The sequence below is a fragment of the Sphingopyxis sp. genome (assembly GCF_965279755.1).
Lineage (GTDB): Bacteria > Pseudomonadota > Alphaproteobacteria > Sphingomonadales > Sphingomonadaceae > Sphingopyxis.
Map to the genome: position 1 here is coordinate 3157363 of NZ_OZ257261.1, position 23951 is coordinate 3181313.

The 23951-nt window shown below is 63.8% G+C and carries 33 protein-coding genes; 25 read left to right on the top strand and 8 right to left on the bottom strand.

Going from position 1 to position 23951, the window contains the following annotated elements; genetic code table 11:
* Positions 1-21: 21 nt before the first annotated feature.
* Genes glmU through ACQY80_RS15570 form a run of 9 tightly spaced genes read left to right on the top strand, consistent with a single transcriptional unit; the run spans position 22 to position 6132 of the window.
* Positions 22-1374 carry a bifunctional UDP-N-acetylglucosamine diphosphorylase/glucosamine-1-phosphate N-acetyltransferase GlmU gene (glmU, locus tag ACQY80_RS15530; protein WP_428681422.1) on the top strand — a complete coding sequence of 451 codons (1353 nt, stop codon included), beginning with the start codon at positions 22-24 and terminating at the stop codon, positions 1372-1374.
* A complete protein-coding gene (locus ACQY80_RS15535; RefSeq protein WP_428681424.1) occupies positions 1371-1934 on the top strand; it encodes a GNAT family N-acetyltransferase in 564 nt (187 codons plus the stop codon). The genes glmU and ACQY80_RS15535 overlap by 4 nt, the downstream gene beginning before the upstream one ends.
* Entirely contained in the window at positions 1931-2245 is a 315-nt protein-coding gene (locus tag ACQY80_RS15540) for a hypothetical protein (protein WP_428681426.1), read from the top strand. Before ACQY80_RS15535 ends, ACQY80_RS15540 begins: the two co-directional genes overlap by 4 nt.
* A gap of 1 nt (position 2246) precedes the next feature.
* A complete protein-coding gene (locus tag ACQY80_RS15545) occupies positions 2247-2708 on the top strand; it encodes an N-acetyltransferase family protein (RefSeq protein ID WP_428681428.1) in 462 nt (153 codons plus the stop codon).
* A gap of 30 nt (positions 2709-2738) precedes the next feature.
* On the top strand, positions 2739-2963 hold the full coding sequence (locus ACQY80_RS15550) for a ribbon-helix-helix domain-containing protein (RefSeq protein WP_428681430.1): 225 nt from the start codon (positions 2739-2741) through the stop codon (positions 2961-2963).
* Positions 2960-3328, top strand: a complete 369-nt coding sequence (locus ACQY80_RS15555; protein ID WP_428681432.1) for a PIN domain-containing protein — start codon at positions 2960-2962, stop codon at positions 3326-3328. The genes ACQY80_RS15550 and ACQY80_RS15555 overlap by 4 nt, the downstream gene beginning before the upstream one ends.
* 15 nt (positions 3329-3343) lie before the next feature.
* On the top strand, positions 3344-5167 hold the full coding sequence (gene glmS / locus ACQY80_RS15560; RefSeq protein ID WP_428681434.1) for a glutamine--fructose-6-phosphate transaminase (isomerizing): 1824 nt from the start codon (positions 3344-3346) through the stop codon (positions 5165-5167).
* Positions 5164-5658 carry an STM3941 family protein gene (locus ACQY80_RS15565; RefSeq protein ID WP_428681436.1) on the top strand — a complete coding sequence of 165 codons (495 nt, stop codon included), beginning with the start codon at positions 5164-5166 and terminating at the stop codon, positions 5656-5658. Before glmS ends, ACQY80_RS15565 begins: the two co-directional genes overlap by 4 nt.
* 60 nt (positions 5659-5718) lie before the next feature.
* Positions 5719-6132 carry a GFA family protein gene (locus ACQY80_RS15570; protein WP_428681438.1) on the top strand — a complete coding sequence of 138 codons (414 nt, stop codon included), beginning with the start codon at positions 5719-5721 and terminating at the stop codon, positions 6130-6132.
* Positions 6133-6153: 21 nt separating this feature from the next.
* On the opposite strand, the gene ACQY80_RS15575 is transcribed toward ACQY80_RS15570, so the two are convergent.
* Positions 6154-6342, bottom strand: coding sequence for a hypothetical protein (locus ACQY80_RS15575; RefSeq protein ID WP_428681440.1), 189 nt, complete (start codon positions 6340-6342; stop codon positions 6154-6156).
* 61 nt (positions 6343-6403) lie between these two features.
* Between ACQY80_RS15575 and ACQY80_RS15580 the strand changes: the two genes are divergently transcribed.
* The 4 genes from ACQY80_RS15580 to ACQY80_RS15595 all read left to right on the top strand — a co-directional run bounded on the left by ACQY80_RS15580 (position 6404) and on the right by ACQY80_RS15595 (position 8729).
* On the top strand, positions 6404-7063 hold the full coding sequence (locus tag ACQY80_RS15580) for an HAD family hydrolase (protein ID WP_428681442.1): 660 nt from the start codon (positions 6404-6406) through the stop codon (positions 7061-7063).
* A gap of 20 nt (positions 7064-7083) precedes the next feature.
* On the top strand, positions 7084-7356 hold the full coding sequence (locus ACQY80_RS15585) for a hypothetical protein (protein ID WP_428681444.1): 273 nt from the start codon (positions 7084-7086) through the stop codon (positions 7354-7356).
* A gap of 174 nt (positions 7357-7530) precedes the next feature.
* The gene (locus ACQY80_RS15590; protein WP_428681446.1) at positions 7531-8403 is read left to right on the top strand and encodes a dienelactone hydrolase family protein; all 873 of its coding nucleotides are present in this window, start codon (positions 7531-7533) and stop codon (positions 8401-8403) included.
* Positions 8404-8429: 26 nt separating this feature from the next.
* On the top strand, positions 8430-8729 hold the full coding sequence (locus ACQY80_RS15595; RefSeq protein WP_428681448.1) for a hypothetical protein: 300 nt from the start codon (positions 8430-8432) through the stop codon (positions 8727-8729).
* A 4-nt stretch (positions 8730-8733) separates the two neighbouring features.
* Here the strand turns inward: ACQY80_RS15595 and ACQY80_RS15600 are convergent, their stop codons facing one another.
* The 3 genes from ACQY80_RS15600 to ACQY80_RS15610 form a co-directional block, all read right to left on the bottom strand.
* Positions 8734-9186 (bottom strand): DUF411 domain-containing protein, encoded by a 453-nt coding sequence (locus ACQY80_RS15600; protein ID WP_428681450.1) that lies wholly within the window; start codon positions 9184-9186, stop codon positions 8734-8736.
* A gap of 63 nt (positions 9187-9249) precedes the next feature.
* A complete protein-coding gene (locus ACQY80_RS15605) occupies positions 9250-10266 on the bottom strand; it encodes an aldo/keto reductase (RefSeq protein ID WP_428681452.1) in 1017 nt (338 codons plus the stop codon).
* A 63-nt stretch (positions 10267-10329) separates the two neighbouring features.
* Positions 10330-10920: a LysE family translocator gene (locus ACQY80_RS15610; RefSeq protein ID WP_428681454.1), complete on the bottom strand. Its 591-nt coding sequence runs from the start codon at positions 10918-10920 to the stop codon at positions 10330-10332.
* Between the two features lie 73 nt (positions 10921-10993).
* Here ACQY80_RS15610 and ACQY80_RS15615 point away from each other — a divergent pair, with 73 nt between their 5' ends.
* The 8 genes from ACQY80_RS15615 to queE all read left to right on the top strand — a co-directional run bounded on the left by ACQY80_RS15615 (position 10994) and on the right by queE (position 17676).
* A complete protein-coding gene (locus ACQY80_RS15615) occupies positions 10994-11446 on the top strand; it encodes an Lrp/AsnC family transcriptional regulator (RefSeq protein WP_428681456.1) in 453 nt (150 codons plus the stop codon).
* A gap of 67 nt (positions 11447-11513) precedes the next feature.
* Positions 11514-12500 (top strand): LLM class flavin-dependent oxidoreductase, encoded by a 987-nt coding sequence (locus ACQY80_RS15620; RefSeq protein WP_428681458.1) that lies wholly within the window; start codon positions 11514-11516, stop codon positions 12498-12500.
* Between the two features lie 108 nt (positions 12501-12608).
* On the top strand, positions 12609-13796 hold the full coding sequence (locus ACQY80_RS15625) for an aspartate aminotransferase family protein (RefSeq protein ID WP_428681460.1): 1188 nt from the start codon (positions 12609-12611) through the stop codon (positions 13794-13796).
* Positions 13793-14719, top strand: coding sequence for an ornithine carbamoyltransferase (gene argF / locus ACQY80_RS15630; RefSeq protein ID WP_428685891.1), 927 nt, complete (start codon positions 13793-13795; stop codon positions 14717-14719). Before ACQY80_RS15625 ends, argF begins: the two co-directional genes overlap by 4 nt.
* On the top strand, positions 14716-15630 hold the full coding sequence (locus ACQY80_RS15635; RefSeq protein ID WP_428681462.1) for an Hsp33 family molecular chaperone HslO: 915 nt from the start codon (positions 14716-14718) through the stop codon (positions 15628-15630). The genes argF and ACQY80_RS15635 overlap by 4 nt, the downstream gene beginning before the upstream one ends.
* A 147-nt stretch (positions 15631-15777) precedes the next feature.
* The gene (locus tag ACQY80_RS15640) at positions 15778-16185 is read left to right on the top strand and encodes a DUF3617 domain-containing protein (RefSeq protein ID WP_428681464.1); all 408 of its coding nucleotides are present in this window, start codon (positions 15778-15780) and stop codon (positions 16183-16185) included.
* Between the two features lie 170 nt (positions 16186-16355).
* Complete coding sequence (queC, locus tag ACQY80_RS15645) at positions 16356-17039, top strand: 7-cyano-7-deazaguanine synthase QueC (protein ID WP_428681466.1); 684 nt, start codon at positions 16356-16358, stop codon at positions 17037-17039.
* A 4-nt stretch (positions 17040-17043) separates the two neighbouring features.
* A complete protein-coding gene (gene queE / locus ACQY80_RS15650) occupies positions 17044-17676 on the top strand; it encodes a 7-carboxy-7-deazaguanine synthase (RefSeq protein WP_428681468.1) in 633 nt (210 codons plus the stop codon).
* A gap of 3 nt (positions 17677-17679) precedes the next feature.
* Here queE and ACQY80_RS15655 read toward each other — a convergent pair whose 3' ends face one another.
* Positions 17680-18015, bottom strand: a complete 336-nt coding sequence (locus tag ACQY80_RS15655) for a hypothetical protein (protein WP_428681470.1) — start codon at positions 18013-18015, stop codon at positions 17680-17682.
* Positions 18016-18024: 9 nt separating this feature from the next.
* On the bottom strand, positions 18025-18678 hold the full coding sequence (gene lipB / locus ACQY80_RS15660) for a lipoyl(octanoyl) transferase LipB (RefSeq protein WP_428681472.1): 654 nt from the start codon (positions 18676-18678) through the stop codon (positions 18025-18027).
* 131 nt (positions 18679-18809) lie between these two features.
* On the opposite strand from lipB, the gene ACQY80_RS15665 reads away from it, so the two are divergent.
* Positions 18810-19553, top strand: coding sequence for a hypothetical protein (locus ACQY80_RS15665; RefSeq protein ID WP_428681474.1), 744 nt, complete (start codon positions 18810-18812; stop codon positions 19551-19553).
* A gap of 74 nt (positions 19554-19627) precedes the next feature.
* Entirely contained in the window at positions 19628-20503 is an 876-nt protein-coding gene (locus ACQY80_RS15670; RefSeq protein WP_428681476.1) for a hypothetical protein, read from the top strand.
* 54 nt (positions 20504-20557) lie between these two features.
* Here the strand turns inward: ACQY80_RS15670 and hemF are convergent, their stop codons facing one another.
* A complete protein-coding gene (gene hemF, locus ACQY80_RS15675) occupies positions 20558-21418 on the bottom strand; it encodes an oxygen-dependent coproporphyrinogen oxidase (protein WP_428681478.1) in 861 nt (286 codons plus the stop codon).
* A complete protein-coding gene (locus ACQY80_RS15680; protein ID WP_428681480.1) occupies positions 21415-21873 on the bottom strand; it encodes a tRNA (cytidine(34)-2'-O)-methyltransferase in 459 nt (152 codons plus the stop codon). The genes hemF and ACQY80_RS15680 overlap by 4 nt, the downstream gene beginning before the upstream one ends.
* A 225-nt stretch (positions 21874-22098) precedes the next feature.
* On the opposite strand from ACQY80_RS15680, the gene petA reads away from it, so the two are divergent.
* Positions 22099-22656 carry a ubiquinol-cytochrome c reductase iron-sulfur subunit gene (gene petA / locus ACQY80_RS15685; protein WP_428681482.1) on the top strand — a complete coding sequence of 186 codons (558 nt, stop codon included), beginning with the start codon at positions 22099-22101 and terminating at the stop codon, positions 22654-22656.
* Between the two features lie 13 nt (positions 22657-22669).
* The gene (locus tag ACQY80_RS15690) at positions 22670-23950 is read left to right on the top strand and encodes a cytochrome b (RefSeq protein ID WP_428681484.1); all 1281 of its coding nucleotides are present in this window, start codon (positions 22670-22672) and stop codon (positions 23948-23950) included.
* Position 23951 lies beyond the last annotated feature (1 nt).

Sequence of the window (23951 nt, forward strand, 5' to 3'; positions counted from 1 at the left end):
TTTGCTGGCATGGATCGCGGCATGAGCAATCCGATCGCTGCCGTCATTCTCGCCGCGGGCAAGGGCACCCGCATGAAGTCCGATCTGCACAAGGTGCTGCACCCGATCGCCGGGCGACCGATGCTGCTGCATCTCATGGCCAGCGTCGATGCGCTGAACCCGGCGCAGAAGGTCGTCGTCGTCGGGGACAAGGCCTACCAGCTGGAGGCCGCGCTTGGCGGTAGCGCATCGCTGGCGGTGCAGGATCCGCAGCTTGGCACCGGCCACGCCGTTCAGCAGGCCGAAGGCGCTCTGACGGGCTTCGATGGCGATGTGCTGATCCTCTATGGCGATGTGCCCTTTGTACCGGCGGCGACGATGCAGGCGATGATCGACCGTTTGGGCGCCAATGATGCGCCTGCGGTCGTGGTGCTGGCGTTCGAGCCCGATGATGCGTTGCAATATGGTCGCGTCATCACTGACGGCGACCGCGTCGTGAAAATGGTTGAGCACAAGGATGCGACCGAGGCCGAGCGTGCCGTGCGGCTCTGCAATTCGGGGCTGATGGCGGCGAAGGCGCGCGACCTGTTCGCGTTGCTCGCGCGCGTCACCGACGACAATGCGGCGAAGGAATATTACCTCGTCGATATCGTCAATATCGCCAATGCCGACGGGCGTCATTGCGCGGTGGTAAAGACCGACCCGAACGATGTCGCGGGCATCAACAGCCGCGCCGAACTCGCTGCTGCCGAGGCGCAGTGGCAGGCGTTCCGGCGCGAGGAAGCGATGGCGGACGGCGCATCGCTGCGCGCGCCCGACACGGTCTGGTTCTCGTGGGATACCGAACTCGGTCGCGACGTGACGATCGAGCCCAATGTCTTCTTCGGACCCGGCGTGAAGATCGCCGACAAGGTCAACATCCGTGCCAATTGCCATATCGAGGGAGCAGTCATCGGCGCCGGCTGCGAAGTCGGCCCCTTCGCGCGCCTCCGCCCCGGCACGATCCTCGGCGAAAAGGCAAAGATCGGCAATTTCGTCGAGACCAAGAAGGCGGTGCTGGGCAAGGGCGCCAAGGCGAACCATCTCACCTATCTCGGCGATGTCAGCGTCGGCGCCGGCGCGAACATCGGCGCCGGCACGATCACCTGCAACTATGACGGCTATTTCAAATACAGGACCGAGATCGGCGCAAATGCCTTCATCGGATCGAACAGCGCGCTCGTCGCGCCGGTGAAGATCGGCCGCGACGCGATCGTCGGTGCCGGCAGCACCGTGACCGCCGACGTGATGGACGGCGAGCTTCGCCTCGTCCGTGCCGAACAGTCGGTGAAGCCCGGCTGGGCAGACCGCTTTCACGATGCGATGCGCAAGAAGAAGGCGGCGGAAAAGAAGTGACGCAGGCTGCGTCTGGCGCGGCGCCGACCCTGACGACCCCGCGACTCGTGCTGCGGCAGCTTCGCGAGGATGATGCCCCGGCCTTGTTCGCAGTGTTGTCTGACCCCGAGGTGATGATCTGGTGGTCAAGCGGCGCGCACGCTTCGCCCGCGGAGACCGCGGATTACGTCAAAGGCAATGCTGGTGAAGGGCAGGGCTTTCTCTGCTGGGCGATCACCGCTGGCGACGATGTCGCGCTCGGCTGGGTGATCCTGATCGACGGCAAGCCCGATGTGAAAGAAATCGGCTATATCCTCCGCCGCGACCAGTGGCGTGGCGGGATTGCGCGCGAGGCGGTAGGCCGGGTGATTGACCATGGCTTCGCCGATCTCGGCCTCCGGCGCATCTTCGCCGACACCGATCCCGAAAATCGGGGCTCGATCGCTTTACTCGAGCGCCTCGGCTTCCAATATGAGGGACGGCTTCGCGGCGAATGGGAAACCCATATCGGCGTCCGCGATTCGCTGATTTATGGGCTGCTGCGCGACGAATGGGCCGCGCGAACGGGAGAGAAGAGTTGAGTGACCGCTACGAAGACAAGCCCTTTCTGCGCTATGTCGATGCCTGGGTGTTGAACGCGATCGGTCATCTCGACGAGCCGACGCGGGCTTATTGCGTCGCGATGGAGCCGACGATACGCCAGAGCCTGACCCTCACCGGCAGCTGGACCGAAATGGTCGCACAGCAAATGAAGTTCCCGCCCGAACTCGCCGGGCAGATCCGCAAGATCTGGGACGACGGCAAGGCGAAGTTCGAGGCCGCGAACGGCCGTCCCGCCGATCCGGCGCAATTCGCGATGACCTTTGTCGACCGCAATTTCGGACGGAGCTGAGGTGGGCGCCTTGATCGTGCGCGCTGCCGCACGCGCCGACTTCGATCGCTGGTTGCCGCTGTGGGACGGCTATAACGCCTTTTACGGTCGCAGCGGCGATACGGCCCTGTCGCCGGAGATTACGGCGGCAACGTGGGAGCGCTTCTTCGACCCCTATGAGCCGGTGTTCGCGCTCGTCGCCGAACAGGATGGCGCGTTGCTCGGCCTGACGCATTACCTGCTCCACCGCAGCACCACCTCGTTGCTCCCGTCGCTCTATCTGCAGGATCTGTTCACCACGGCTGAAGCGCGCGGCAAGGGCGTCGGACGCGCGCTGATCGAGGCGGTCTATGATGCCGCCCGCGCCAAGGACTTGCCGCGCGTCTATTGGCAGACGCACGAAGCCAACGAGACGGCGATGCAGCTCTATGACCGGATCGCCGAGAAGTCGGGGTTCCTCGTCTATCGCAAGCTGATCGATTGACATGATATCATGATATGATATCATTGACGCATGCGCTTCCTCGCTGATATCCCTGACTCTGACGTCGAATGGCTCGACACGCTCGCGGCCGGGCAGGGGGTATCGCGCGCTGAACTCGTTCGCCGCGCGGTGGCAGCCTATCGCGCCGATGTATCGGGTGATGCTGTCGATAACGCTTTCGGTATCTGGAAAGCGCGCGACGACATCGGCGACGGCCTCAAATATCAGCGCCGCCTCAGGGGCAAGCGCGAATGATCGACGCCCAGTTCGACAGCGATATCCTCATCGACGCGCTCAACGGCGTCGAGGCCGCGCGCGGCGAGATCCGCCGTGCCGGGCGCAAGAGCATCAGCCGCGTCAGCTGGACCGAAGTGATGTCGGCCACTGATGCGCAGAGCCTGAAGGCGGTCGAGGCCTTCCTCGGCTGCTTTCAGGTCGAGGAGATCGGCGATGCGGTCGCGCGCCGCGCCGCCGCGCTACGCGCCGAACGCAAGGGGCTGACGCTCGCCGATGCCTTCGTCCTCGCGACTGCGCAGATCAGCGGCCGCATTCTTGTTACACGCAATATCAAGGTGTTTCCGGCATCGATGCCGGGTATTCGCATCCCCTACACGCTCTGAACGAAAGCAAGACTCATGTGCGGCATCATCGGAATTATCGGCAAGGCACAGGTGGCGGATCGCCTCGTCGACGGCCTGCGGCGCATGGAATATCGCGGCTATGACTCGGCAGGCGTGTGCACGGTCGAGGGCGGGCGGTTGATCCGCCGCCGCGCCGAGGGCAAGCTCGGCAATCTGGTCAAAGAGCTCGCCGGCAATCCCGCGCCGGGTACCGTCGGCATCGCGCATACGCGCTGGGCGACCCACGGCGCCCCGACGACGAGCAACGCGCACCCGCATGCGACGGGCGAAGTCGCGCTCGTCCACAATGGGATCATCGAGAATTTCAAGCCGTTGCGCGAAGCGCTGCAGGCGCGCGGCCGCACGTTCGAAAGCGAGACCGACACCGAAGTCGTCGCCCACCTCGTCAGCGAACAGGTCGAGGCAGGCAAATCGCCGCAAGACGCGGTCAAGGCCGTCCTGCCGCAGCTTCGCGGCGCCTTCGCGCTCGCGATCGCCTTTCGCCAGCATCCGGACCTTTTGATCGGCGCGCGCCTCGGCTCGCCGCTCGTCGTGGGTTACGGCGAGGGGGAGACCTATCTCGGCTCGGACGCGCTCGCGCTCGCGCCGCTGACGCAGAAGATCACCTATCTCGACGAAGGCGACTGGGTCGTCATCACGACCGAAGGCGCGCAGATCTACGACGCCGCGAACAACCCCGTGACGCGCGAGATCACGACGTCGGGCGTGACCGCCGCAGCGGTCGAGAAGGGCAATTACCGCCACTTCATGCAAAAGGAGATTTTCGAGCAGCCGACCGTCGTCGCACAGACGCTCTCCTCCTACATCCGCCCGCTCGAACAGACCGTCGCGCTGCCGCAGATGGACTTCGACCTGTCGAAGATCGACCGCATCACCATCGTCGCGTGCGGCACCAGCTTCTACGCCGGCATGGTCGCCAAATATTGGTTCGAGACCTTCGCCCGCGTCCCCGTCGACATCGATGTCGCCTCGGAATTCCGTTACCGCGACCCGGTGCTGCAACCCGGCGGGCTCGCGCTCTTCATTTCGCAGTCGGGCGAAACCGCCGACACGCTCGCCGCGCTCCGCCACTGCAAGGCGAACGACCAGACGATCGCGGTCGTCGTCAACGTGCCGACGAGCAGCATGGCGCGCGAGGCCGACCTGCTGCTGCCGACCCACGCCGGGCCTGAGATCGGCGTTGCCTCGACGAAAGCCTTCACCTGCCAGCTCGCGGTCCTCGCCGCGCTCGCCGCGCATCTCGCGCTCAAGAAGGGCAAGCTCAGCGCTGCCGACGAGCATGAGATCGTCAAGCATCTGATCGAGGCACCCGCCGCGCTCAACGCCGCGCTCGCGCATGACGAAGAGATCGCCAAGATGGCGCATCTCGTCGCCCCGGCGCGTGACGTGCTCTATCTCGGCCGCGGACCCGACTATCCGCTCGCACTCGAAGGCGCGCTCAAGCTCAAGGAAATCTCCTACATCCACGCCGAAGGCTATGCCTCGGGCGAGATGAAGCACGGCCCGATCGCACTGATTGACGAGGCGGTGCCGGTGATCGTCCTCGCCCCCTCGGGCCCGCTGTTCGAAAAGACCGTCAGCAACATGCAGGAAGTCATGGCGCGCGGCGGCAAAGTCGTGCTGATCTCGGACGCCGAGGGTCTCGCCGAAGCCGGCGACGGCTGCATGGCGACGATCGAAATGCCCAAGGTCCACCCGCTGATCGCGCCGCTCGTCTATGCGGTTCCGGTGCAGTTGCTGGCCTATCATGTGGCGGTCGCGAAGGGCACCGATGTCGATCAGCCGCGCAATCTGGCGAAGTCGGTGACGGTGGAGTGATCGGACAGACCTTCATTGCGCGATATTCTTTCTGGCGCCTCGGCCTCCTCGCTCTCGCCGCCGTAGCGTTTGTAGCGCTGGGCTTGTTTCTTGCCGGAGTTTTCGGATCGACGCCGCGACCGGGGGGCGAGTGGGTCGGCTGGCTGAGTGCTGGTTTTTTTGGACTTTGCGGAATCATCGTAGTGCGTCGAATGTTCAGCGGCGGTAGCGAGGTCGTCCGCATTTCCGCGACTGGCATCTACTTCAAATCATGGTCGGAGCAGACGATTCCCTGGTCAGAAGTCGTCGACATAACGATCTGGGAATTCCGTCGCCAGAAGTCGATCGTCCTCCATTTGCGGCATCCCGATCGCTACCCGTCAACCCGATTGCTCGGCATAATGGCCGGCGCCAATCGCGCGCTCACCGGCGGCGACATTCCGATAAGCCTGACGGGCACCGACGGCCGTTTCGCCGAGGCGATGGCCGTAATTTCCTATTACCGGCGCTGAGGCTGACATGATCTTCGATGCTGCCCTGCGAGGCCACCGTTTCTACGTCCGGAGTATTGTATGAGCTGGGAAACCACCTGCCATTGCGGCGCCGTCTCGGTGCGGCTTGCCAAGGCGCCTGAAGAACTCGCCGAGTGCAATTGCTCGCTCTGCTTCTCGCACGGCATCCTGTGGGCCTATTATTCGCCGCGCGATGTCGTGATCGAGGGCGAAACGCGGACCTATAATCGCGCCGACCGGCCGAACCCCAATTCGGATCTGCATTTCTGTGCCACCTGCGGCTGTTCGACGCACTGGTCGGCGACCGCGGGCCTGATCGAGCGGATGGGCGGCGCGGTCGATCTGATGGGCGTCAACATGCGCCTGTTCGCCCCTGAACAACTAAGCGGGTTGAAGCTGGCGTTTCCCGACGGACGCGGCTGGTCGGGCGAGGGGGCATGGGGCTACGCCCGCGATAGCGAGCTTATGCCCTGAAAGTGGCGTGTCGCCGGCGCCTCACCCCGATGCGTTGGCCTGCGCCAGTATCGACGCCGCGATGTCGTCGAGCTTGCCCGCGACGAGCAGCGGCGCGCCGCCGACCATGCCGACTTGGGTCTGACCATTCTCATAATCGCGGAGCCAGGCGACATTTTCGGCAACGACGAGATAATTGCCGCCGCGCGACTTGAGTTCGATGAATTTCATGGTGATGGCTCCCTGATCCGGAAGGGCTATGGGCCGGAAGTATGAAGATTGTGAGATTCGCATGACCCCTGCCGCCATTATCTTCGACTTCGACGGCGTGATCGCAGACAGTGAGGTTCGCGCGAACCTGTCGCTCGCCGAAAGCCTGACCGCGGTCGGGATGCCGACGACCTATGACGAGTGTCTGCGCGACTATTATGGCCACAACTGGCAGGAGACGCAGCGGCGGATCGAGGCGCGGTTCGGCCGCGCGCTACCTGCCGATTTCCGCGAGACGCATCGCACCCGTGCCCGCGCGCGTTTCATGGAGGGGTTCGATGCCGTCCCCGGTGCGCCGGCCTTTCTCGATACGCTGGGGTCGACGCCGCGGGCGATCGCCTCTTCGAGCCGCGCCGAGTATATCGACTGGGCGCTCGGGCTGTTCGGGCTGCGTCATCATTTCGGTGAGCATATCTACAGCGCCGACGGCTGGGATCGCGGCAAGCCGCATCCCGATATCTATTTCGCCGCAGCGAAAGGCCTCGGCGTCGATCCGGCACAATGCCTTGTGATCGAGGATTCGCCGATTGGCGTTCGGGCGGGACTGGCGGCCGGAATGACCGTCGTCGGCTTCTGCGGCGCCAGCCATATCGTCGACCGCCCCGCGCATGGAGAAGTTCTGCGCAGCACCGGCGTCCACCATCTTGCCTTTGCCTTCGACGAGATTAGCATCATGGGCTGATCCATTTCCGGGGGGAAGCGATGGTCTGGAATATTTTGTGGCCGCTGATGCTGTTCTGTTCGGTCGTCGTCCTGCCGATATGGCTCTGGCAGCGAATGAAGGCGGTCCAGCGGGCGGCGCGCGATGCGCTCGACGAAGAGCCGCTGCGCGGGGAAGCCGCCTGGGAAGAAACCGCAGCATCGGAGGACGGGCTGAACTATGGCCGGGCGCATGGCTTCGATCCCGTTCTCGCCAAGGCCTCGCGCGATGCCGGGCATGTGGACGACATCAAAAATCTCGAAGGACGTCGCTGACGATCCCCGGCCCATCGCGGCCTTTCCTATTCTTCTCCGGCGTGCTTAGCTGACCCCGTAACCATCGGCGTCGCCCATGCGATTTGCGAATGAAGTTGCGCTGTTTTCCGCGGCTCTGCGCGAATCGCTGTGCCAGCCGATTTTGCGTTCGGGGGCGGAAAGAGGAGAGATATCATGTGCACTGACATCACCGAAGCCGATCTCGACCGCGCGGGCGTTCCCGTAAATCGCCGGAGATTCGGTACGCTTGTCGGCGCGGGCGCGCTGGCGTCGATGCTGCCGATATCGGCGGGGGCGGCCGGGCCGGTCAAGGGCCGCGATGTGGAGATCAAGACCGCCGACGGCACCGCCGACGCCTATTTCGTCGCGCCGGCCGAGGGCAGGCATCCGGGCGTGCTGGTGTGGCCCGACATTCGGGGCCTGCGCCCCGCCTTTCGCCAGATGGCCGACCGGCTCGCGGGTGAGGGCTATGCAGTGCTGACCGTGAACCCCTTCTACCGCTGGCAGAAATCGCCGGTCGTCGATGCCGCGAATGATTTCAGCGACCCTGCGATCCGCGACAAATTGTTCGGCTATCTGAAACAGCTGAACAAGACGCTCGTGACGACCGACGCCACGGCCCATCTCGCCTTCCTCGATGCGCAGAAGGAGGTCGATACGAAGCGCAGGCTTGGCACCACCGGCTATTGCATGGGCGGGGCGATGACGATCTACACCGCGGCGCTGAAGCCCGAACGTGTCGGCGCTGCGGCTAGCTTTCACGGTGGCGGCGTCGGCACCGACAAGCCCGACAGCCCGCACCTGCTGATCCCGGCGACGGGTGCCGGCTATCTGTTCGCGATCGCAGACAATGACGATCAGCAGGATCCCGAGGAAAAGAACCGGCTGAATGCCGTTCTGACCCCGCGCAAGCCTTGGCATGAGGTCGAGGTCTACAAGGGCGCGATGCACGGGTGGTGCCCGCCCGACGGTCGCGCCTATAACGAGGCGGCGGCCGAAAAGGCATGGGGCCGGATGCTCGAACTGTTCAAGGCCGAGCTGGCGTAAGGTTTGCGGCCGAAGGAGACGGCGGGATGTTATGGGCGGTCATCGGAATCATGCTGGTGGCGGTGCTGATCGTGAAGCTGTCCGGCGGCGCGATCCCCGGCATCACGCGAGGAGACCCGGCGCGACGCGACCCGCCGCGCGACGGCGGCGATTCGAGCTATGGTGATTCCACCTATTCTGCATCCCCGATGATGATGACCAGCGAAAGCGGCGGGGTGCCGACCTGCGATGTCGGTGACTCCGGCTGGAGCAGCGGCAGCGACGGCGATTGCGGCGGCGGCGGTGACGGTGGTGGGGACGGCGGCGGAGGCGGCGGCGGCGACTAGGGGGTCAGCGGCTCGCGGCGTAGCTTGCGTAGACGCGCTGGCCGCCGGGGCCGAAGGTCATGACCTTATAGGCTTCGCGGTGGTTGCCATGCTCCATTCCCGGCGATCCCGTCGGCATCCCGGCGACCGCAAGGCCGGTGACGCCCTTGGGCTTTTCCTTGAGCAGGCGGGCAATCTCCTTCGCCGGCACATGACCCTCGATGACATAGCCGTTCACCAGCACGGTGTGGCAGCTGCGCAACGCATCGGGGACGCCCTGCCGATCCTTGACCGCGTCCATATTGGCGGCGTTGACGATCTTCGCCGTGCCGCCGAGCGCGGTTTTTACCTGCGCCAGCCATTTAAGGCAGCAACCGCAGCCCGCGTCGCGGAACATCGTCGGATCGGCGGCGTGCGCGGCGCCGGCGGCGGCGAATAGAGCGGATACGGCGATCAGGGCACGGCGGGCGGGGGGCATGGTCGCTCCTTGGACATGGCAGCTGGTCCGAGGATAGCGACAGACGGCCCGCATGCAAGACGGTCACCCCATCGGGTAGAGGAACTCCTTGCCGACCTTGTCGAGCGTCTTCATCAACTCGTCGCTCAGCACCAGATCCTTCGCGGCGAGGATCGGATCGACCTGATCATAGGCGCTGACCCCGACGATCGTGGAGGCGACGAAGTCGTGCTGCTTCGACCAGGCCGTCGCCAGTGTGACGGGATGCAGGCCATTGTCTTCGGCGATCTGCAGATAGCGCGCCGTCGCCGCGAGCGACTTGTCGTTGACGAACCGGCGGCCCATCGCGGCCTGCCGGCCTTCCATGCCCAGATAGCGCGAAAAGCGCGCGCCCTCAGGCCGTGCGCCGCCCTGATATTTGCCCGACAGCACCCCGCCGGCGAGCGGCGAATAGGGGATCAGGCTGACGCCTTCCTGCCGGCAAACCTGCGCCAGCTCATCCTCGAAGCGGCGGTTGTTGAGGCTGAAATTATTCTGGATCGTGTGGTGGCGGGCGCCGCCCAGCCTCTCCGACGCGGCGAGCGATTTCATCAGCCCCCAGCTCGTCTCGTTCGAGCAGCCGAGGACGCGGACCTTGCCGACGCGGACGAGTTCGTCGAGTGCGTCCATCATCTCGTCATAGGGCGCGTCATGGTCGGGCCAGTGCGTCTGGTAGAGGTCGACATAGTCGGTCTGCAACCGCGTCAGGCTGTCGTCGATTGCCTGCATGATGTTCTTGCGGTCGAGCGCGGTCATGCCGTTCCGGCACGGCGACTTGAACCAGACATGGCTCGGTCCCGATACCTTCGTCGCCATGATGATCGCGTCGCGCGGCTTGGTCTTCATCCAGCGGCCGACGATCTCTTCGGTGCGACCGACCCATTTGATGTCGGGCGGCACCGGATAGCCCTCGGCCGTGTCGTAGAAATTGATCCCCTCGTCGAAGCAGCGGTCGAGAATCCGGAATGCCTCTGCCTCGTCGGTCTGGCTGCCGAAGGTCATCGTCCCCATGCAGATATCGGAGACGTGGATGGCGCTTTTTCCAAGGCGGCGGCTTTGCATGGCTCTCTTCTCCTCTGAGGGGAGCGCCGTCTTTAGGTTGCGGTTCGCAACCTTGCAATCGGGTCAGATGAGCAGCGCGAGCGATCCGACGAGCAGTGCAGCCATCGTCCAGTTGAAGGCCTTCAGCCGCGCCGGGCTGGACAGCCAGCCGCGCAGCGATACGCCCATCACCGCCCAGATGCTCGTCGAGGGCAGGTTGATGATCCCGAACACGGCGGCGACCAGCGCTACCGCTGCAAAATTGCGGTCGGGCGCATAGAGTGCGATCGCCGTCAGCGCCATCGACCATGCCTTGGGGTTCACCCACTGAAAGGCCATCGCCTGGAGAAAGCTCATCGGCTTGCCGCGGGGGCTGTCGCCATCGCCAGGTGCGCCGGCGTTGGCGATCTTCCATGCGAGCCACAGCAGATAGGCGACGCTCGCCACCTTGAGTATGATGTTGAGTACCGGAAACAGGTCGAACAGGCCCATTAGCCCGATCCCGACGAGGACGATCATCAGGGTGAAACCGACACCCACGCCCAGCGCGTGCGGCACAGTGCGACGGAGGCCGAAATTGGCGCCCGATGCCATCAGCATCATATTGTTCGGTCCCGGCGTGATCGACGAGACAAGCGCGAAAGCGGAGAGCGCGGCAAGGGTGGTCTGTTCCATGCGCGCAACATAATGCGTTTTGACGCGCGACGGATTGCAAAGATGGAGGGAGATCGCGTAGATTATGCAATCTATGAGCAAGATTGACACCATTGGCCGCAATATATTGCGCGAGCTATCACGCGACGGACGAATCTCGAACCTCGAGCTGGCGGAGCGTGTCGGGCTGTCGCCGTCGGCGTGCCTGCGCCGCGTGCAGGAACTTGAACGCAGCGGCGTGATCAAGGGCTATCGCGCGGTGATCGATCCAGCGAAGCTGGGGCTGACCTTTCTCGCTTATGTGACCGTCGGCCTGTCGTCGCACACCAAAAAGTCGCAGGCAGGGTTCGAGGCCGCGATGGCACTCGCCCCCGAGGTGCGCGAATGCCATAATATCACGGGCACGATCGAATATCTGCTGCGGGTCGAGACGCAGGATCTCGCCGCCTACAAGCATTTCCATACCGAGGTGCTGGGCGTGCTGCCGCAGGTCCATTCGATCACCACCTATGTGCTGATGGACTCGCCGAAGGACGAGCGGGCGTAGAATTTCTTCGCCATGCCCGCGAAGCGTTGAGGTTGAACCCGGCGATCTGCAACCGCATATCGGTTGCATGACGAAACTCTCCTTCCTCGATCTCGTGCCCGTGACCGACACCGGCACGATCGCCCAGTCGCTCGCCAACGCCGCCGACCTCGCGCGCCACGCCGAAGCGCTTGGCTATGAACGCTATTGGGTCGCCGAACATCACGGCATGACGGGGATCGCGAGTGCCGCAACCTCGGTCGTGCTCGCCCATATCGGGCAGGCGACGTCGAGCATCCGTATCGGCGCCGGCGGGATCATGCTGCCGAATCATGCGCCGATGGTGATCGCCGAGCAGTTCGGCACGCTTGAGGCGCTATTCCCCGGCCGTGTCGATCTCGGCCTCGGCCGCGCGCCAGGTTCTGACGGTGTGGTTGCGCGCGCGCTGCGCCGCAATCTTGCGAGCGACGAGCGTCAGTTTCCGCAGGACGTCGTCGAGCTGCAGGCCTTTCTTGCCGGCGATGACCGGCTCGGGATCCGCGCCGTTCCGGGCGAGGGAACGAACGTACCGTTGTGGATCTTGGGGTCGAGCCTGTTCGGCGCCCAGCTCGCGGCGATGCTCGGGCTTCCTTACGCCTTCGCCAGTCATTTCGCGCCCGACGCGCTCGACGAGGCGCTCGAAATCTATCGTCGCCAGTTCAAGCCTTCGGAACAATTATCCGAACCCTATGCCGCCGCCGCGTTCAACGTGTTCGCCGCCGACACGCGCGGGGAGGCCGAACTTCTGGCGTCGTCGCAGCAGCAGGCGTTCGTGGCGCTGCGCACCGGCAATCCCGGCAAGATGAAACCGCCGCTCGAAGGCTATAAGGACAGCTTGCCGCCGAACGCGCGCGCAATCCTCGATCATGTACTCCAATGCTCGGCGGTGGGGACAGTCGACGATGTCGCCGCGGGCCTCAAGGCCTTTCAGGTCCGCACCGGCGTCGACGAAATCATCGTTGCGTCGTCGATGTATGATCATGACGCGCGCAAGCATTCGGTCGCGCTGGCGATGCAGGCGGGGAAGTCGCTCTAACCCCCGTGTTGACGCAGCTCCGGCCGCGGCAGTATAGGGACGGTCCCACCAAGGGCGGCCCATCGGGGTCGCCTTTTTACTTTTGGTCTGTTTGGAAAGGTGCCTGACATGTCGATCACGCCGCTGATGCCCGTTTACCCCCGGTGCGGTGTGCGTCCGGTGCGAGGCGAAGGCGCCTATCTGATCGGCGAGCGAGGCGAGCGCTATCTGGACTTCGCGAGCGGTATCGCTGTCAACCTGCTCGGGCATGGCCACCCGCATCTGACGAAGGCGATTGCGGAACAGGCTGCGACGCTGATCCATGTGTCGAACCTCTATGGCAGCCCGCAGGGCGAAGCTTTTGCCCAGCGGCTGGTCGACAATACTTTTGCCGACACGGTGTTCTTCACCAACTCGGGCGCCGAGGCGGTCGAATGCGCGATCAAGACCGCGCGCGCCTATCATTCGAGCGCGGGCAATGCCCACAAGCATACGCTCATCACCTTCAACAATGCCTTCCACGGCCGCACGCTCGGCACGATCTCGGCGACCAATCAGGAAAAGCTGCGCAAGGGATTCGATCCGTTGCTTCCGGGCTTTGCCTATGCCCCGTTCGACGATCTCAACGCGGCGCTCGACCTGGTCGACGACAGCACGGCGGGTTTCCTTGTCGAGCCGGTGCAGGGCGAGGGCGGTATCCGTCCCGCGTCGCAGCCCTTCCTTCAGGGGCTGCGCGATATCTGCAACGAGCGCGACCTGATGCTGGTGTTCGACGAAGTCCAGTGCGGCGTCGCCCGCACCGGCTCGCTCTATGCCTATGAACAGTACGACCTCGCTCCCGACATTCTGGCGAGCGCCAAGGGTATCGGCGGCGGTTTCCCGATGGGCGCCTGCCTTGCCACGGAAAAGGCGGCACGCGGCATGGTGATCGGCACGCATGGCTCGACCTATGGCGGCAACCCGCTTGCGATGGCAGCCGGGCAGGCGGTGTTCGACGTGATCCTCGAGGAAGGGTTCCTCGATCAGGTTCAGGCGACCGGCGAACGGCTGCGCGGTGCGCTGGAACAGCTCATTCCGAACCATGATCATCTGTTCGAAAGCGTCCGCGGCATGGGCCTGATGCTCGGCGTCAAGATGAAGTCCGACAGCCGCGCCTTTGTCGCGCATCTGCGCGACAATCACGGGCTGTTGACGGTGGCAGCGGGCGACAATGTCATCCGCATCCTGCCGCCGCTGAATATCGAGCAGGGCCATATCGACGAGTGCATCGAGAAATTGTCGGCGGGAGCGGCGAGCTATACGCCGCCTGAAGTCTGATGCCCGATTTCCTGAACCTGTCCGACGCGGGCGGGGATGCCGTCGCGGCGATGCTGTCGGATGCGATCGACCGCAAGACGGCCCGCGTGGGCTGGCCGAAGGCGAAGCCCGACGCCGACACGCCGCTCGCCGACCATGTACTGGCGATGGTGTTCGAGAAGAACTCGACGCGCACGCGCTGTTCGTTCGATCTGGCGATCCGCCAGCTCGGGGGTGTCCCGATGATCCTCGATGCGGGCACGAGCCAACTCGGGCGCGGCGAGACGATTGCCGACACTGCGCGCGTGCTGTCGCGATACGCCGATGCGATCATGATCCGCACCGATCATCACGACAAGATCGAGGAATTGGCGCATCACGCCAGCGTTCCTGTCATCAACGGCCTGACCGATCTGTCGCACCCGTGCCAGATCGTCGCCGACCTGCTGACGATCGTCGAAAGCGGCAAGGCGCTGCCGGGGCTCGAGCTCGCGTGGCTGGGGGACGGAAACAATGTCCTCGCATCGCTGATCGAGGCGGCCGGTCTGTTCGGTTTCAACGTCCGGGCGGGCGTCCCGCAGGGCTATGAACCCGACGCGGGCTTCGTTGAGGCGGCGCGAGCGAAGGGCGCGAAGATCGACATCGTGCGCGACGCGCGCGAAGCGGTTGCGGGCGCCGATTTGGTCGTCACCGATACCTGGGTGTCGATGGGTCAGGATCATGCACATAACAAGCTTGCGGCGATGGCGCCCTATCAGGTCGACGAACGCCTGATGGGCGGCGCGAAGAGCGATGCGGTATTTCTCCACTGCCTGCCCGCGCACCGCGGCGAGGAAGTGGTCGATGCGGTGATCGACGGATCGCAGTCACGCGTCTGGGACGAAGCTGAAAACCGCGTCCACGCGCAAAAGTCGGTCCTTCTCTGGGCGCTCGGCAAGCTGTGAGCGAGATTATCGAAACCTGGTTCGACCAACCGCTGCCATTCACGATCAGCGATCGTCATGTGCGCGGACGACTCGTGCGGTTGGGGCCGGTCCTCAATATGATCATGGCCGCGCACAGCTATCCGCCGGTGGCGGAAAAGCTGCTTGCGGAGGCGCTCGCGCTGACGGTGCTGCTGGGTTCGACGCTGAAGGACGAGGGAAGCCAGCTCACCCTGCAGGCACAGACCGGCGGTGGCCCGGTCGAGCTGCTCGTCTGCGATTATCGCGATGGCGAGCTGCGCGGCTATTTGAAGTTCGACGCCGAGCGACTGGCCGAGGCCGGCTCGGACCCGACGCTGTTTGCGCTGTTCGGCGAAGGGTTCCTCGCGATCACCTTCGACCAGGCCGCGACCGGCGAGCGCTATCAAGGGATCGTTCCGCTCGAAGGCGCATCGATCGGGGATGCTGCCGAACATTATTTCGAACAGTCCGAACAGATTCCCAGCCTGATCAAGCTTGCGGCGCGTCATGATGCCGAGGCCGGGTGCGTCGCGGGCGGCCTGCTGCTTCAGCATCTGCCCGAGGGCGAGGTCGGGCGCGATCGCCTGCATGTGCGGCATGACCTGCCCGAATGGGAGCATGCCAAGGCGATTGCCGCCACGTTGAAGGACGAGGAACTCACCGATCCCGCAACCTCGCTCGAAACGCTCGCATGGCGCTTGTTTCACGAGGACGAGGTGCGCGTCGATCCGGGGAGTTTTATTTCGCGCGGCTGCCGTTGCAGCACCGATTATTTCGCCGGCGTGCTGTCGAAGTTTCCGGAATCCGAGCGTCGCGACATGGCAGACGATTCCGGTTTCGTGAACGTCGATTGCGCATTCTGTTCGCGCATTTTTCCGATCACGCTCGATGAGATCGCAGAACATAGCTGAACCGGCTGGTCCCGCTTTGAGGCGCTTGGCGACGACGAAGCGGGGCAAACTGGCGCCAAGCGGTTGAAATTCGCCCTCCGCGTTGCTATCTCCTCCTCAATGGGGTCGCATTTCCGTCCAACTATGGACGGCCGGATGGAAGGAAAAATGGCGATCTTGTCCCCCCTCTTCAGACTGTCGTTAATCGCGACCGGCGTTGCTGCGGCCACCGCGGTTCCGGCACAGGCCCCGTCGCTTGCCATGCTCGACCGGCTCGAAAAGGGCAGCTGGCAGCTGCGCGAGCGTGGCAAGGATGCCGTGCTGCAAACGATGTGCCTCGGCGATGCGCGGCGGATGATCCAGATTGAGCATCCGCAGACGAATTGCTCGCGTTATGTGATCGAGGATACGCCGGCGTCGGTGACAGTGCATTACACCTGTCCTGGCGCGGGGCACGGACGCACTACTATTCGCAGCGAGACGAACCGGCTGGTCCAGATCGATACGCAGGGGATCGCCGGCGGACGGCCTTTCTCGCAGGCGATCGAGGCGCGACGGACGGGCGCCTGCTCCTAACCCTTTGTTAACCACGCTCTGCTAGACGGGAGATGCGATGCACTGATGTGTGTCCTTCTCCCTAACGGCTTTCATGCCGAACTGGGCCGTGCTGCAACCGCCGCGCGGCCCATTTTCTTTGGTGCACCGCAACACTTGCGCGGACCTTGCCGCAGGCCTATCTGGCGCCGATGCAGCAAGTTTCCGGAAAAACGGTGATCGTCCTCCTGTCGGGCGGCCTCGACTCGATGGTCTGTGCGGGCCTTGCGCGCGAAGCCGGTGCGCGGGTCGTCGCGCTCACGATCGATTATAATCAGCGCCACCGCGTCGAACTCGACTCCGCAGCGCGGATCGCCGCCACTATTGGTGCGGCCGAGCATATCGTCCTGCCGCTCGACCTTCGCCGCTTCGGCGGTTCGGCGCTCACCGCCGATATCGACGTGCCGAAGGATGGTGTTGGCGAAGAGGTTCCGATCACCTATGTGCCCGCGCGCAACCTTATCTTCCTGTCGCTGACGCTCGGCCTGGCCGAGGCGCGGCAGGCGCAGGACATCGTCATCGGGGTCAATGCGCTCGACTATTCAGGCTATCCCGACTGCCGTCCCGAGTTCATCGCCGGGTTCCAGGATCTGGCGCGCCTCGCGACGCGCGACGGCGACAAGGGCGTCGACTTCAAGATCCATGCGCCGCTCCAGCATATGACCAAGGCCGATATCGCGGCCGAAGCCGCACGGCTCGGCATGGACGCCGGGATGAGCTGGTCGTGCTACGACCCGACGCCCGAAGGGCTGCACTGCGGCTATTGCGACAGCTGCCGTTTGCGTAGCAAGGGCTTTGCCGACGCCGGGCTGGCCGACCCGACGCGCTACGCCTGATCCGATGGTCTACGCCGTCAAAGAGATATTTCTGACGCTGCAGGGCGAAGGCTCGCAGGCGGGCCGCCGCGCGGTGTTCTGCCGCTTTGCCGGCTGCAATCTGTGGACGGGCCGCGAGCAGGATCGCGCCAAGGCCATCTGCCAGTTCTGCGACACAGATTTCGTGGGCACCGACGGCACCCTCGGCGGCAAATACCGGGCCGCCGAAGCGCTCGCGGCGGTCATCGCCGAAAGCTGGGGCGATAGCATGGGCGACCGCTACGTCGTGCTTACCGGTGGTGAACCGATGCTCCAGGTCGACGACGCGCTGATCAAGGCGCTGCACGCCGAAGGGTTCACGATCGCGATCGAAAGCAATGGCACGCACGCGGTGCCGCGCACCATCGACTGGATCTGCATCAGCCCAAAGGCTGGCAGCGAACTGGTTCAGACGAGTGGCGACGAATTGAAACTCGTCTGGCCGCAGCCGGGCAGCGATGTCGAGGCGCTGGCCGCGCTGGATTTCGAGCACCGGCTGATCCAGCCGCTCGACGACCCGCACGCCGCGGCCAATGTGCAGGCCTGTATCGATCTGGTAATGGCCGACCCGCGCTGGCGCCTGTCACTGCAGACGCACAAAAGCCTGGGCTTGCGCTAGAGCCTATTCAGCCTTCTTGGCCGCGCTGTCGGTTGCCGGAGCGGCCTTCTGCGTTGCAGGCGCTTCGACGGAATCGGGATTGGCGGGGGCCGCTTCGCCGCTTTCGGCGGGCGAATCGTCCTCCGGCTTTGCGGCATCCTTCTTGGTGCCATCGCTGGGAACGCTGTTGTCGACCGCCGTGCCGTCGCCCGACGCATTGTCGAGGATGATCATCGAATCGCTGACCGATCCGGGCTGAACCTCGACGGCATCAAGCTTGGTCGTCGTTTTTCCCGACGGCTCGCTGTTGCATCCGGCGAGCAGGACAAAGGGCAGGGCGATGAAGAGGATCCGCGTCATGGCGCCGTCCTAACCCCTTGGTGAAAGCTTGTCGAGAAAGGCCGGCGCCGTCTCGGCGAGCGCCTTGTCGACATCGGCGAAGGTTGCGGGATTGCCGAGCGCCGCGAGGCTCGTCACCGGAAATTCGGCAATGCCGCACGGCACGATGCCGGTGAAATGCAGAAGATCGGGATTCACGTTGAGCGAAAATCCGTGCAGCGTGACCCAGCGCTTCACCCGGACACCGATCGCGCCGATCTTGGCTTCGCGGCCGTCGCGGTCGTCGGTCCAGATACCGATACGGCCTTCTGCGCGGCGCGCTTCGACACTGAGCAGCCCGAGCGCGTCGATCACCCACCCCTCAAGCGCCGAGACATAGGCGCGCACATCGCGTCCGCGCTTGGTCAGGTCGAGTTGGACGTAGCCGATACGCTGACCGGGACCATGATAGGTGTAGCGGCCACCACGCCCGGCGTCGAAGACCGGAAAGCGCGGGTCGAGCAGTTCGGCGGGATCTGCACTCGTCCCGGCGGTATAGAGCGGCGGATGCTCGAGCAGCCAGATACGCTCGTCACCATCTCCGGCGTGTATAGCGGCAGCGCGCGCCTCCATATCGGCCAGCGCTGCGGCGTAGTCGGTAAGGCCGGAGGAAACGGTCCATTCGGGGGTTAGGGGGCTGATCATCGCGCCCGCTTCCTGCCGTTTCGCGTCTCGGGATGCAAGGGTGGGGGCGGCTTTCGGTAACAAGGCTGGACAATGGGAACGAAGGCGGTCAGTTTCAACCGCAACGGATTAGAGAAAATGACGGGGTATCAATGACAAAGTTCGACATGGGCGCGGCCTGGGACGATGCGACGACCCTCGTTCGCGCGCATCTTCCGCTCACCGGGGTGCTGGCCGGCCTCTTCTTCTTCCTCCCGGGCATGGCGATGGCGTTGCTAGGCCCGGTTCAGCTCGCTCCGCCCGATAACGCCACACCTGACCAGCTCATGGCGATGCTGATGGCCGATATGCGGCAGCAACTGCCGTGGCTTCTGGCGATCACCATGGCGTCGACGCTGGGCTCGATTGCCATATTGCGGCTTTGGCTGGCCCGGGCGGGGATCAGCGTCGGTGAGGCGCTGGCTTTCACCGTTTCGGTAATCCCGACGATGATCGCAATATTCCTGGTTCAGTCGTTTCTGTTCGGGTTCGCACTTTTGCTGTTCATTGTGCCGGCGATCTATCTTCTTGGCCGGTTTGCTGCCGTCTATCCGCTGGTGGCGGACCGGGATGTAAGGAACCCGTTCACTGCGCTGGCGGGAAGCTGGCAATTGACGAGCGGCAACGGCTGGCGCGTCGCCTTTTTCGTTTTCCTTTTCCTGCTTGTCCTGATCGTGATTTCGCTGATCGTGCAGAGCGTGACCGGGATTTTCGGTCTCCGTGGCTCGTTCGGCTATCTGATCGGAGGTGTGATCAATTCGGCAGTCGCGGCGGGTTTTGCCCTGCTCAACACGGCGGTGATCGCATCGGTCTATCGCCAGCTGTCGGTGAGAGGCTCGGGCGATATCTTTCAGTAAGCCGGAAATGGGCAGGAGACAGGGGTCGCCTAACGAAAAATGGGAAATGTCGGGTTTGGAGTAGGGGGAATGACATGATAAAAATGAGTATCGGCGCCGCCTTTTCGGAGACGTTCGCCTTCATAAGGACCAACTGGGCCCAGATGCTGGCGTGGACAGCTGGCGCGGTAGTGCTTTTGGCGCTGCTTGGCTATCTGGTGCTGGGATCGACTTTTACCGCGATGGCGATGGCACCCGCCGATCCGTCGGTGGCGATGGGCGCGGTTGGCCGGATGTTCCTGTTCGGGCTTTTCGCTGCGGTGGTCCTGTATGCCGTCTGCATGCTGGTCTGGCGTAGCGGACTCCATCCCGGAGAAGCGCCGAATTTCGGTTGGGCCTTGCAGGCCGGGCCAGCCTTCGCCTTCGGCATGTTCGTCGTCTTTATCGCGGCCTATATTGTCGTGATGATCCTCGCATTCGTGATGATGCTCATCTTCGGCGCAGCTTTCGCCGGGGCCGGGGGCTTCTCGCCGACAGCCTTTCAGTCGGGCGCCATGGGCGGCGGCGCGATCGCGCTGATGATCGTCTTCTATCTTGCGATCCTCGTCTTTTTCCTGTGGCTGTTCGGGCGCCTGTCCGTTGCCGGTCCGGTCATGGCCGATCGCCTGACGCGCAATCCGCTCACGGGCATCACCGAATCGTGGCGGATCACCGCAGCATCTCAGTGGACGATTGTCGGCTTCTACGTTCTCGTTTTCATCCTGTCGCTCGTATACGGCCTTGTGGCCGGCATGATCTTCGGCGGCATCATGGGAGCGGCCGCGTCCGGCGGGTCGGGCGTCGGTGCGATCATCTCGATCATTCTCATGGCGCTGGTGGTCTATGTGCCGCAGCTGCTGCTGTCGTTCGCACTGCCGGTCGGCATCTATCGTGCCATCGCGCCGCGTGCATCAGCAGACGTCTTCAGCTGATCGGTCGTCATTTTACAGAAAAGGGCGCTCCGGAAACGGGGCGCCCTTGTTGTATCAGCTCCACTTGGCGAGTGGCGGCAGGCTCATCAGGATTGCGTCGATATTGCCGCCGGTCTTGAGTCCGAAAAGCGTCCCGCGATCATAGACCAGGTTGAACTCGGCATAACGCCCGCGCCAGATCAACTGCTCTTCGCGCTCGGCCTCGGCGAAGGGCAGGCCCATGCGCCGCCGCACGATCTGCGGGAAGATGTCGAGAAAGGCTTCGCCGACAGCCTGGGTGAAAGCAAAGTTGCGATCAAATTCGGCATCGTCGCCGCATTCGAGATGATCATAGAAAATGCCGCCGACGCCGCGATGCACGCCGCGATGCGGGATATAGAAATAATCTTCGGCCCATTTGGAATAGCGCTCATAGACGTCGGGGCCATAGGGCGCACAGGCCGCGCGGAAGCGGGCGTGAAAGGCGTCGGTATCCTCGGCATAGGGAATCGGCGGGTTAAGGTCGGCGCCGCCGCCGAACCAGCGCTTCGTCGTCGCGAGGAAGCGCGTGTTCATATGCACCGCGGGAACATGCGGATTCGCCATATGCGCGACCAGGCTGATTCCAGTAGCAAAAAAGCTGGGATCCTCGCCCGCGCCGTGGATCGATGCGGCGAAGTCGGGCGCAAACTCGCCGCCGACGGTCGACACGTTGACGCCGACCTTCTCGAACACCTGCCCGGTCATCACACCGCGCACGCCGCCCCCGCCTTCACCTGTCGCGAGGCCGTCGGCTTCGCGGTCCCACGATGTATAGGCGAAGCTGGCATCGCTTCCCGCCTCGCGCTCGATCGCCTCGAATTCGGCGCAGATCCGGTCGCGCAGCGATTCGAACCAGGTCCGCGCCTGCTGCTGCTGGTTGTCGAGCGAGATCATGCGGAAAAGCCTTTCGTCTGGCGGAGTGCCTCGGCGAGCGCGATGCCAGCCGCGACCGCGACATTCAAGGATCGAAAGCCCGGTTGCATTGGAATCGCGACCCGCGCGGCGACGGCTTCGTGCACATGATGCGGAACGCCGGCGCTCTCGGACCCGAACAGCAGGATTTCGCCCTGCTCGAACGCGAAGTCGGGCAGGGGAGTCGCGCCTGCAGTCGTCAGCAGTACGATCCGCTGCCCCCCGATCTGCGACCATTGCCGGAACGCGTCCCACGATGGATGCCGCCGCACATTCGCGCGCACCGCATAGTCCATGCCCGCGCGTTTCAGCGCCGCATCGCCAAAGGGAAAGCCGCACGGCTCGACGATATGCGCGGGTGCGCCGAAACAGGCGGCAGTGCGCAGGATCGTGCCGACATTGCCGGCGATATCCGGCTGAAACAGGGCGATTTCCATGGCAGGAGCATAGCCGCGCGCGGCGCGGAAATCGAGGGCCGGAGGTGACGGTGCAACCACGTATGCGCAAAGCGGAAATTGCCTGTTGGCAAGCCCGGACTGTGCGGCTATCAGGCCCGCAATTCCCGGAGGGGCCGCCGGGCTGCGCCATTTCGTGTGCGCGTTAGCAGGGCGGGTCACTCCTTCTTGGGAACTATGTCAGTTCACCCATGCAAGGGCAGTCGAATGACCAGTGAAACCGATACTTCCGCCGGCATCGAAGATGGCGTGCGGCGCCGGGACTTCATCAACATCGCAGCAGTCAGTTTTGCCGGTGTCGGTGCGGTCACGGTGGTGCTCCCCCTGGTCAATCAGATGAATCCCTCGGGCGACGTGCTTGCCCAGTCGACCACCGAAATCGATATTTCGTCGATCCAGCCGGGCCAGGCGATCAAGACCAGCTGGCGCAAGCAGCCGGTTTTCGTCCGCAACCTCGTTCCGGCCGAGATCGCCGCGGCGAAGAAGGTTCCGCTCAGCGACCTGCGCGACCCGCAGACGATTGACGAGCGTACCAAGCCCGGCAAGGAAAACTGGCTGATCACGCTCGGCGTTTGCACCCATCTGGGCTGCGTGCCGCTCGGCGCAGCCGAGGGTGAGAACCGCGGCGACTTCGGCGGTTATTTCTGCCCGTGCCACGGTTCGCATTACGACACCGCAGCGCGTATCCGTAAGGGCCCGGCACCCAAGAATCTGGTTGTGCCGCCCTATGAATTCAACAGCGACACCGTCGTGACGATCGGCTGAGGAGCGAGATAAGATGAGCTTTCCCTGGGCCAAGAATTATGAACCGCAGCAGCCGCTGATGAAATGGCTGGACGATCGGCTGCCGCTGCCGCGCCTCGTCTATAACGCGGTCGGCGCCGGCTATCCGGTTCCGCGTAACCTCAACTATTTCTGGAACTTCGGCGTCCTCGCGGGCGTCGCGCTGGTGATCCAGATCGTGACCGGTATCGTGCTGGCAATGCATTATGCCGCAAACGCGGGCGTCGCGTTCAACTCGGTCGAGCACATCATGCGCGACGTGAATGCCGGCTGGCTCATCCGCTACGCGCATATGAACGGCGCGAGCATGTTCTTCATCGTCGTCTATCTGCACATCTTCCGCGGTCTTTATTACGGTTCGTACAAGGCGCCGCGCGAAATGGTGTGGCTGCTCGGCGTCGTGATCTTCCTTCTTATGATGGCGACCGCTTTCATGGGCTATGTGCTTCCCTGGGGCCAGATGAGCTTCTGGGGGGCGCAGGTGATCACCGGTTTCTTCTCGGCCATTCCTGCCGTCGGCGAGCCGATCCGCGTGTGGCTGCTCGGGGGTTTTGCGCCGGACAACGCCGCGCTGAACCGCTTCTTCTCGCTGCACTATCTGCTGCCGTTCGTGATCGCGGGCGTTATCATCCTGCACATCTGGGCGCTGCACATCCCGGGTTCGTCGAACCCGACGGGCATCGAGGTGAAGGACGAACAGGACACCGTTCCGTTCCACCCCTATTACACCGCGAAGGACGGCGTCGGCGTTGGCGTGTTCCTGCTGCTGTTCACCGTGCTGACCTTCTTCAGCCCGAACCTGCTCGGCCATGCCGACAACTATATCGCGGCGAACCCGCTCTCGACGCCGGCGCATATCGTACCCGAGTGGTATTTCTGGCCCTTCTACGCGATCCTGCGCGCCTTCACCTTCAACTTCCTCTGGATCGATGCGAAGCTGTGGGGCGTCATCGCGATGTTCGCGGCGATCGCGCTGCTGTTCTTCCTTCCCTGGCTGGACAGTTCGCCGGTGAAGTCGTCGAACTATCGTCCGCTCAACCGCATCTTCTTCTGGCTGCTCGTCCTTGACGTGTTCGTCCTCGGCTATTGCGGCAAGAGCCCGGCGGAGCAGCCGTATGTGATCTTGAGCCAGCTCGCTTCGATCTATTATTTCGCGCACTTCCTGATCATTCTGCCGATCATTTCGCGGATCGAGCGGCCGCTTCCGATGCCGAACTCGATCACCGAATCGGTTCTCGCAAAGCATGCCGACGCGCCGTCGGCAGCCACGGCCTGAG

Coding starts and splice junctions, on each gene's coding strand:
- glmU (WP_428681422.1), top strand. CDS start 22: ATGAGCAATCCGATCGCTGCCGTCATTCTCGCCGCGGGCAAGGGCACC.
- ACQY80_RS15550 (WP_428681430.1), top strand. CDS start 2,739: ATGCGCTTCCTCGCTGATATCCCTGACTCTGACGTCGAATGGCTCGAC.
- ACQY80_RS15555 (WP_428681432.1), top strand. CDS start 2,960: ATGATCGACGCCCAGTTCGACAGCGATATCCTCATCGACGCGCTCAAC.
- glmS (WP_428681434.1), top strand. CDS start 3,344: ATGTGCGGCATCATCGGAATTATCGGCAAGGCACAGGTGGCGGATCGC.
- ACQY80_RS15570 (WP_428681438.1), top strand. CDS start 5,719: ATGAGCTGGGAAACCACCTGCCATTGCGGCGCCGTCTCGGTGCGGCTT.
- ACQY80_RS15575 (WP_428681440.1), bottom strand. CDS start 6,342: ATGAAATTCATCGAACTCAAGTCGCGCGGCGGCAATTATCTCGTCGTT.
- ACQY80_RS15580 (WP_428681442.1), top strand. CDS start 6,404: ATGACCCCTGCCGCCATTATCTTCGACTTCGACGGCGTGATCGCAGAC.
- ACQY80_RS15585 (WP_428681444.1), top strand. CDS start 7,084: ATGGTCTGGAATATTTTGTGGCCGCTGATGCTGTTCTGTTCGGTCGTC.
- ACQY80_RS15590 (WP_428681446.1), top strand. CDS start 7,531: ATGTGCACTGACATCACCGAAGCCGATCTCGACCGCGCGGGCGTTCCC.
- ACQY80_RS15595 (WP_428681448.1), top strand. CDS start 8,430: ATGTTATGGGCGGTCATCGGAATCATGCTGGTGGCGGTGCTGATCGTG.
- ACQY80_RS15600 (WP_428681450.1), bottom strand. CDS start 9,186: ATGCCCCCCGCCCGCCGTGCCCTGATCGCCGTATCCGCTCTATTCGCC.
- ACQY80_RS15605 (WP_428681452.1), bottom strand. CDS start 10,266: ATGCAAAGCCGCCGCCTTGGAAAAAGCGCCATCCACGTCTCCGATATC.
- ACQY80_RS15610 (WP_428681454.1), bottom strand. CDS start 10,920: ATGGAACAGACCACCCTTGCCGCGCTCTCCGCTTTCGCGCTTGTCTCG.
- ACQY80_RS15615 (WP_428681456.1), top strand. CDS start 10,994: ATGAGCAAGATTGACACCATTGGCCGCAATATATTGCGCGAGCTATCA.
- ACQY80_RS15620 (WP_428681458.1), top strand. CDS start 11,514: ATGACGAAACTCTCCTTCCTCGATCTCGTGCCCGTGACCGACACCGGC.
- ACQY80_RS15625 (WP_428681460.1), top strand. CDS start 12,609: ATGTCGATCACGCCGCTGATGCCCGTTTACCCCCGGTGCGGTGTGCGT.
- ACQY80_RS15640 (WP_428681464.1), top strand. CDS start 15,778: ATGGCGATCTTGTCCCCCCTCTTCAGACTGTCGTTAATCGCGACCGGC.
- queC (WP_428681466.1), top strand. CDS start 16,356: ATGCAGCAAGTTTCCGGAAAAACGGTGATCGTCCTCCTGTCGGGCGGC.
- queE (WP_428681468.1), top strand. CDS start 17,044: ATGGTCTACGCCGTCAAAGAGATATTTCTGACGCTGCAGGGCGAAGGC.
- ACQY80_RS15655 (WP_428681470.1), bottom strand. CDS start 18,015: ATGACGCGGATCCTCTTCATCGCCCTGCCCTTTGTCCTGCTCGCCGGA.
- lipB (WP_428681472.1), bottom strand. CDS start 18,678: ATGATCAGCCCCCTAACCCCCGAATGGACCGTTTCCTCCGGCCTTACC.
- ACQY80_RS15665 (WP_428681474.1), top strand. CDS start 18,810: ATGACAAAGTTCGACATGGGCGCGGCCTGGGACGATGCGACGACCCTC.
- ACQY80_RS15670 (WP_428681476.1), top strand. CDS start 19,628: ATGATAAAAATGAGTATCGGCGCCGCCTTTTCGGAGACGTTCGCCTTC.
- hemF (WP_428681478.1), bottom strand. CDS start 21,418: ATGATCTCGCTCGACAACCAGCAGCAGCAGGCGCGGACCTGGTTCGAA.
- ACQY80_RS15680 (WP_428681480.1), bottom strand. CDS start 21,873: ATGGAAATCGCCCTGTTTCAGCCGGATATCGCCGGCAATGTCGGCACG.
- petA (WP_428681482.1), top strand. CDS start 22,099: ATGACCAGTGAAACCGATACTTCCGCCGGCATCGAAGATGGCGTGCGG.
- ACQY80_RS15690 (WP_428681484.1), top strand. CDS start 22,670: ATGAGCTTTCCCTGGGCCAAGAATTATGAACCGCAGCAGCCGCTGATG.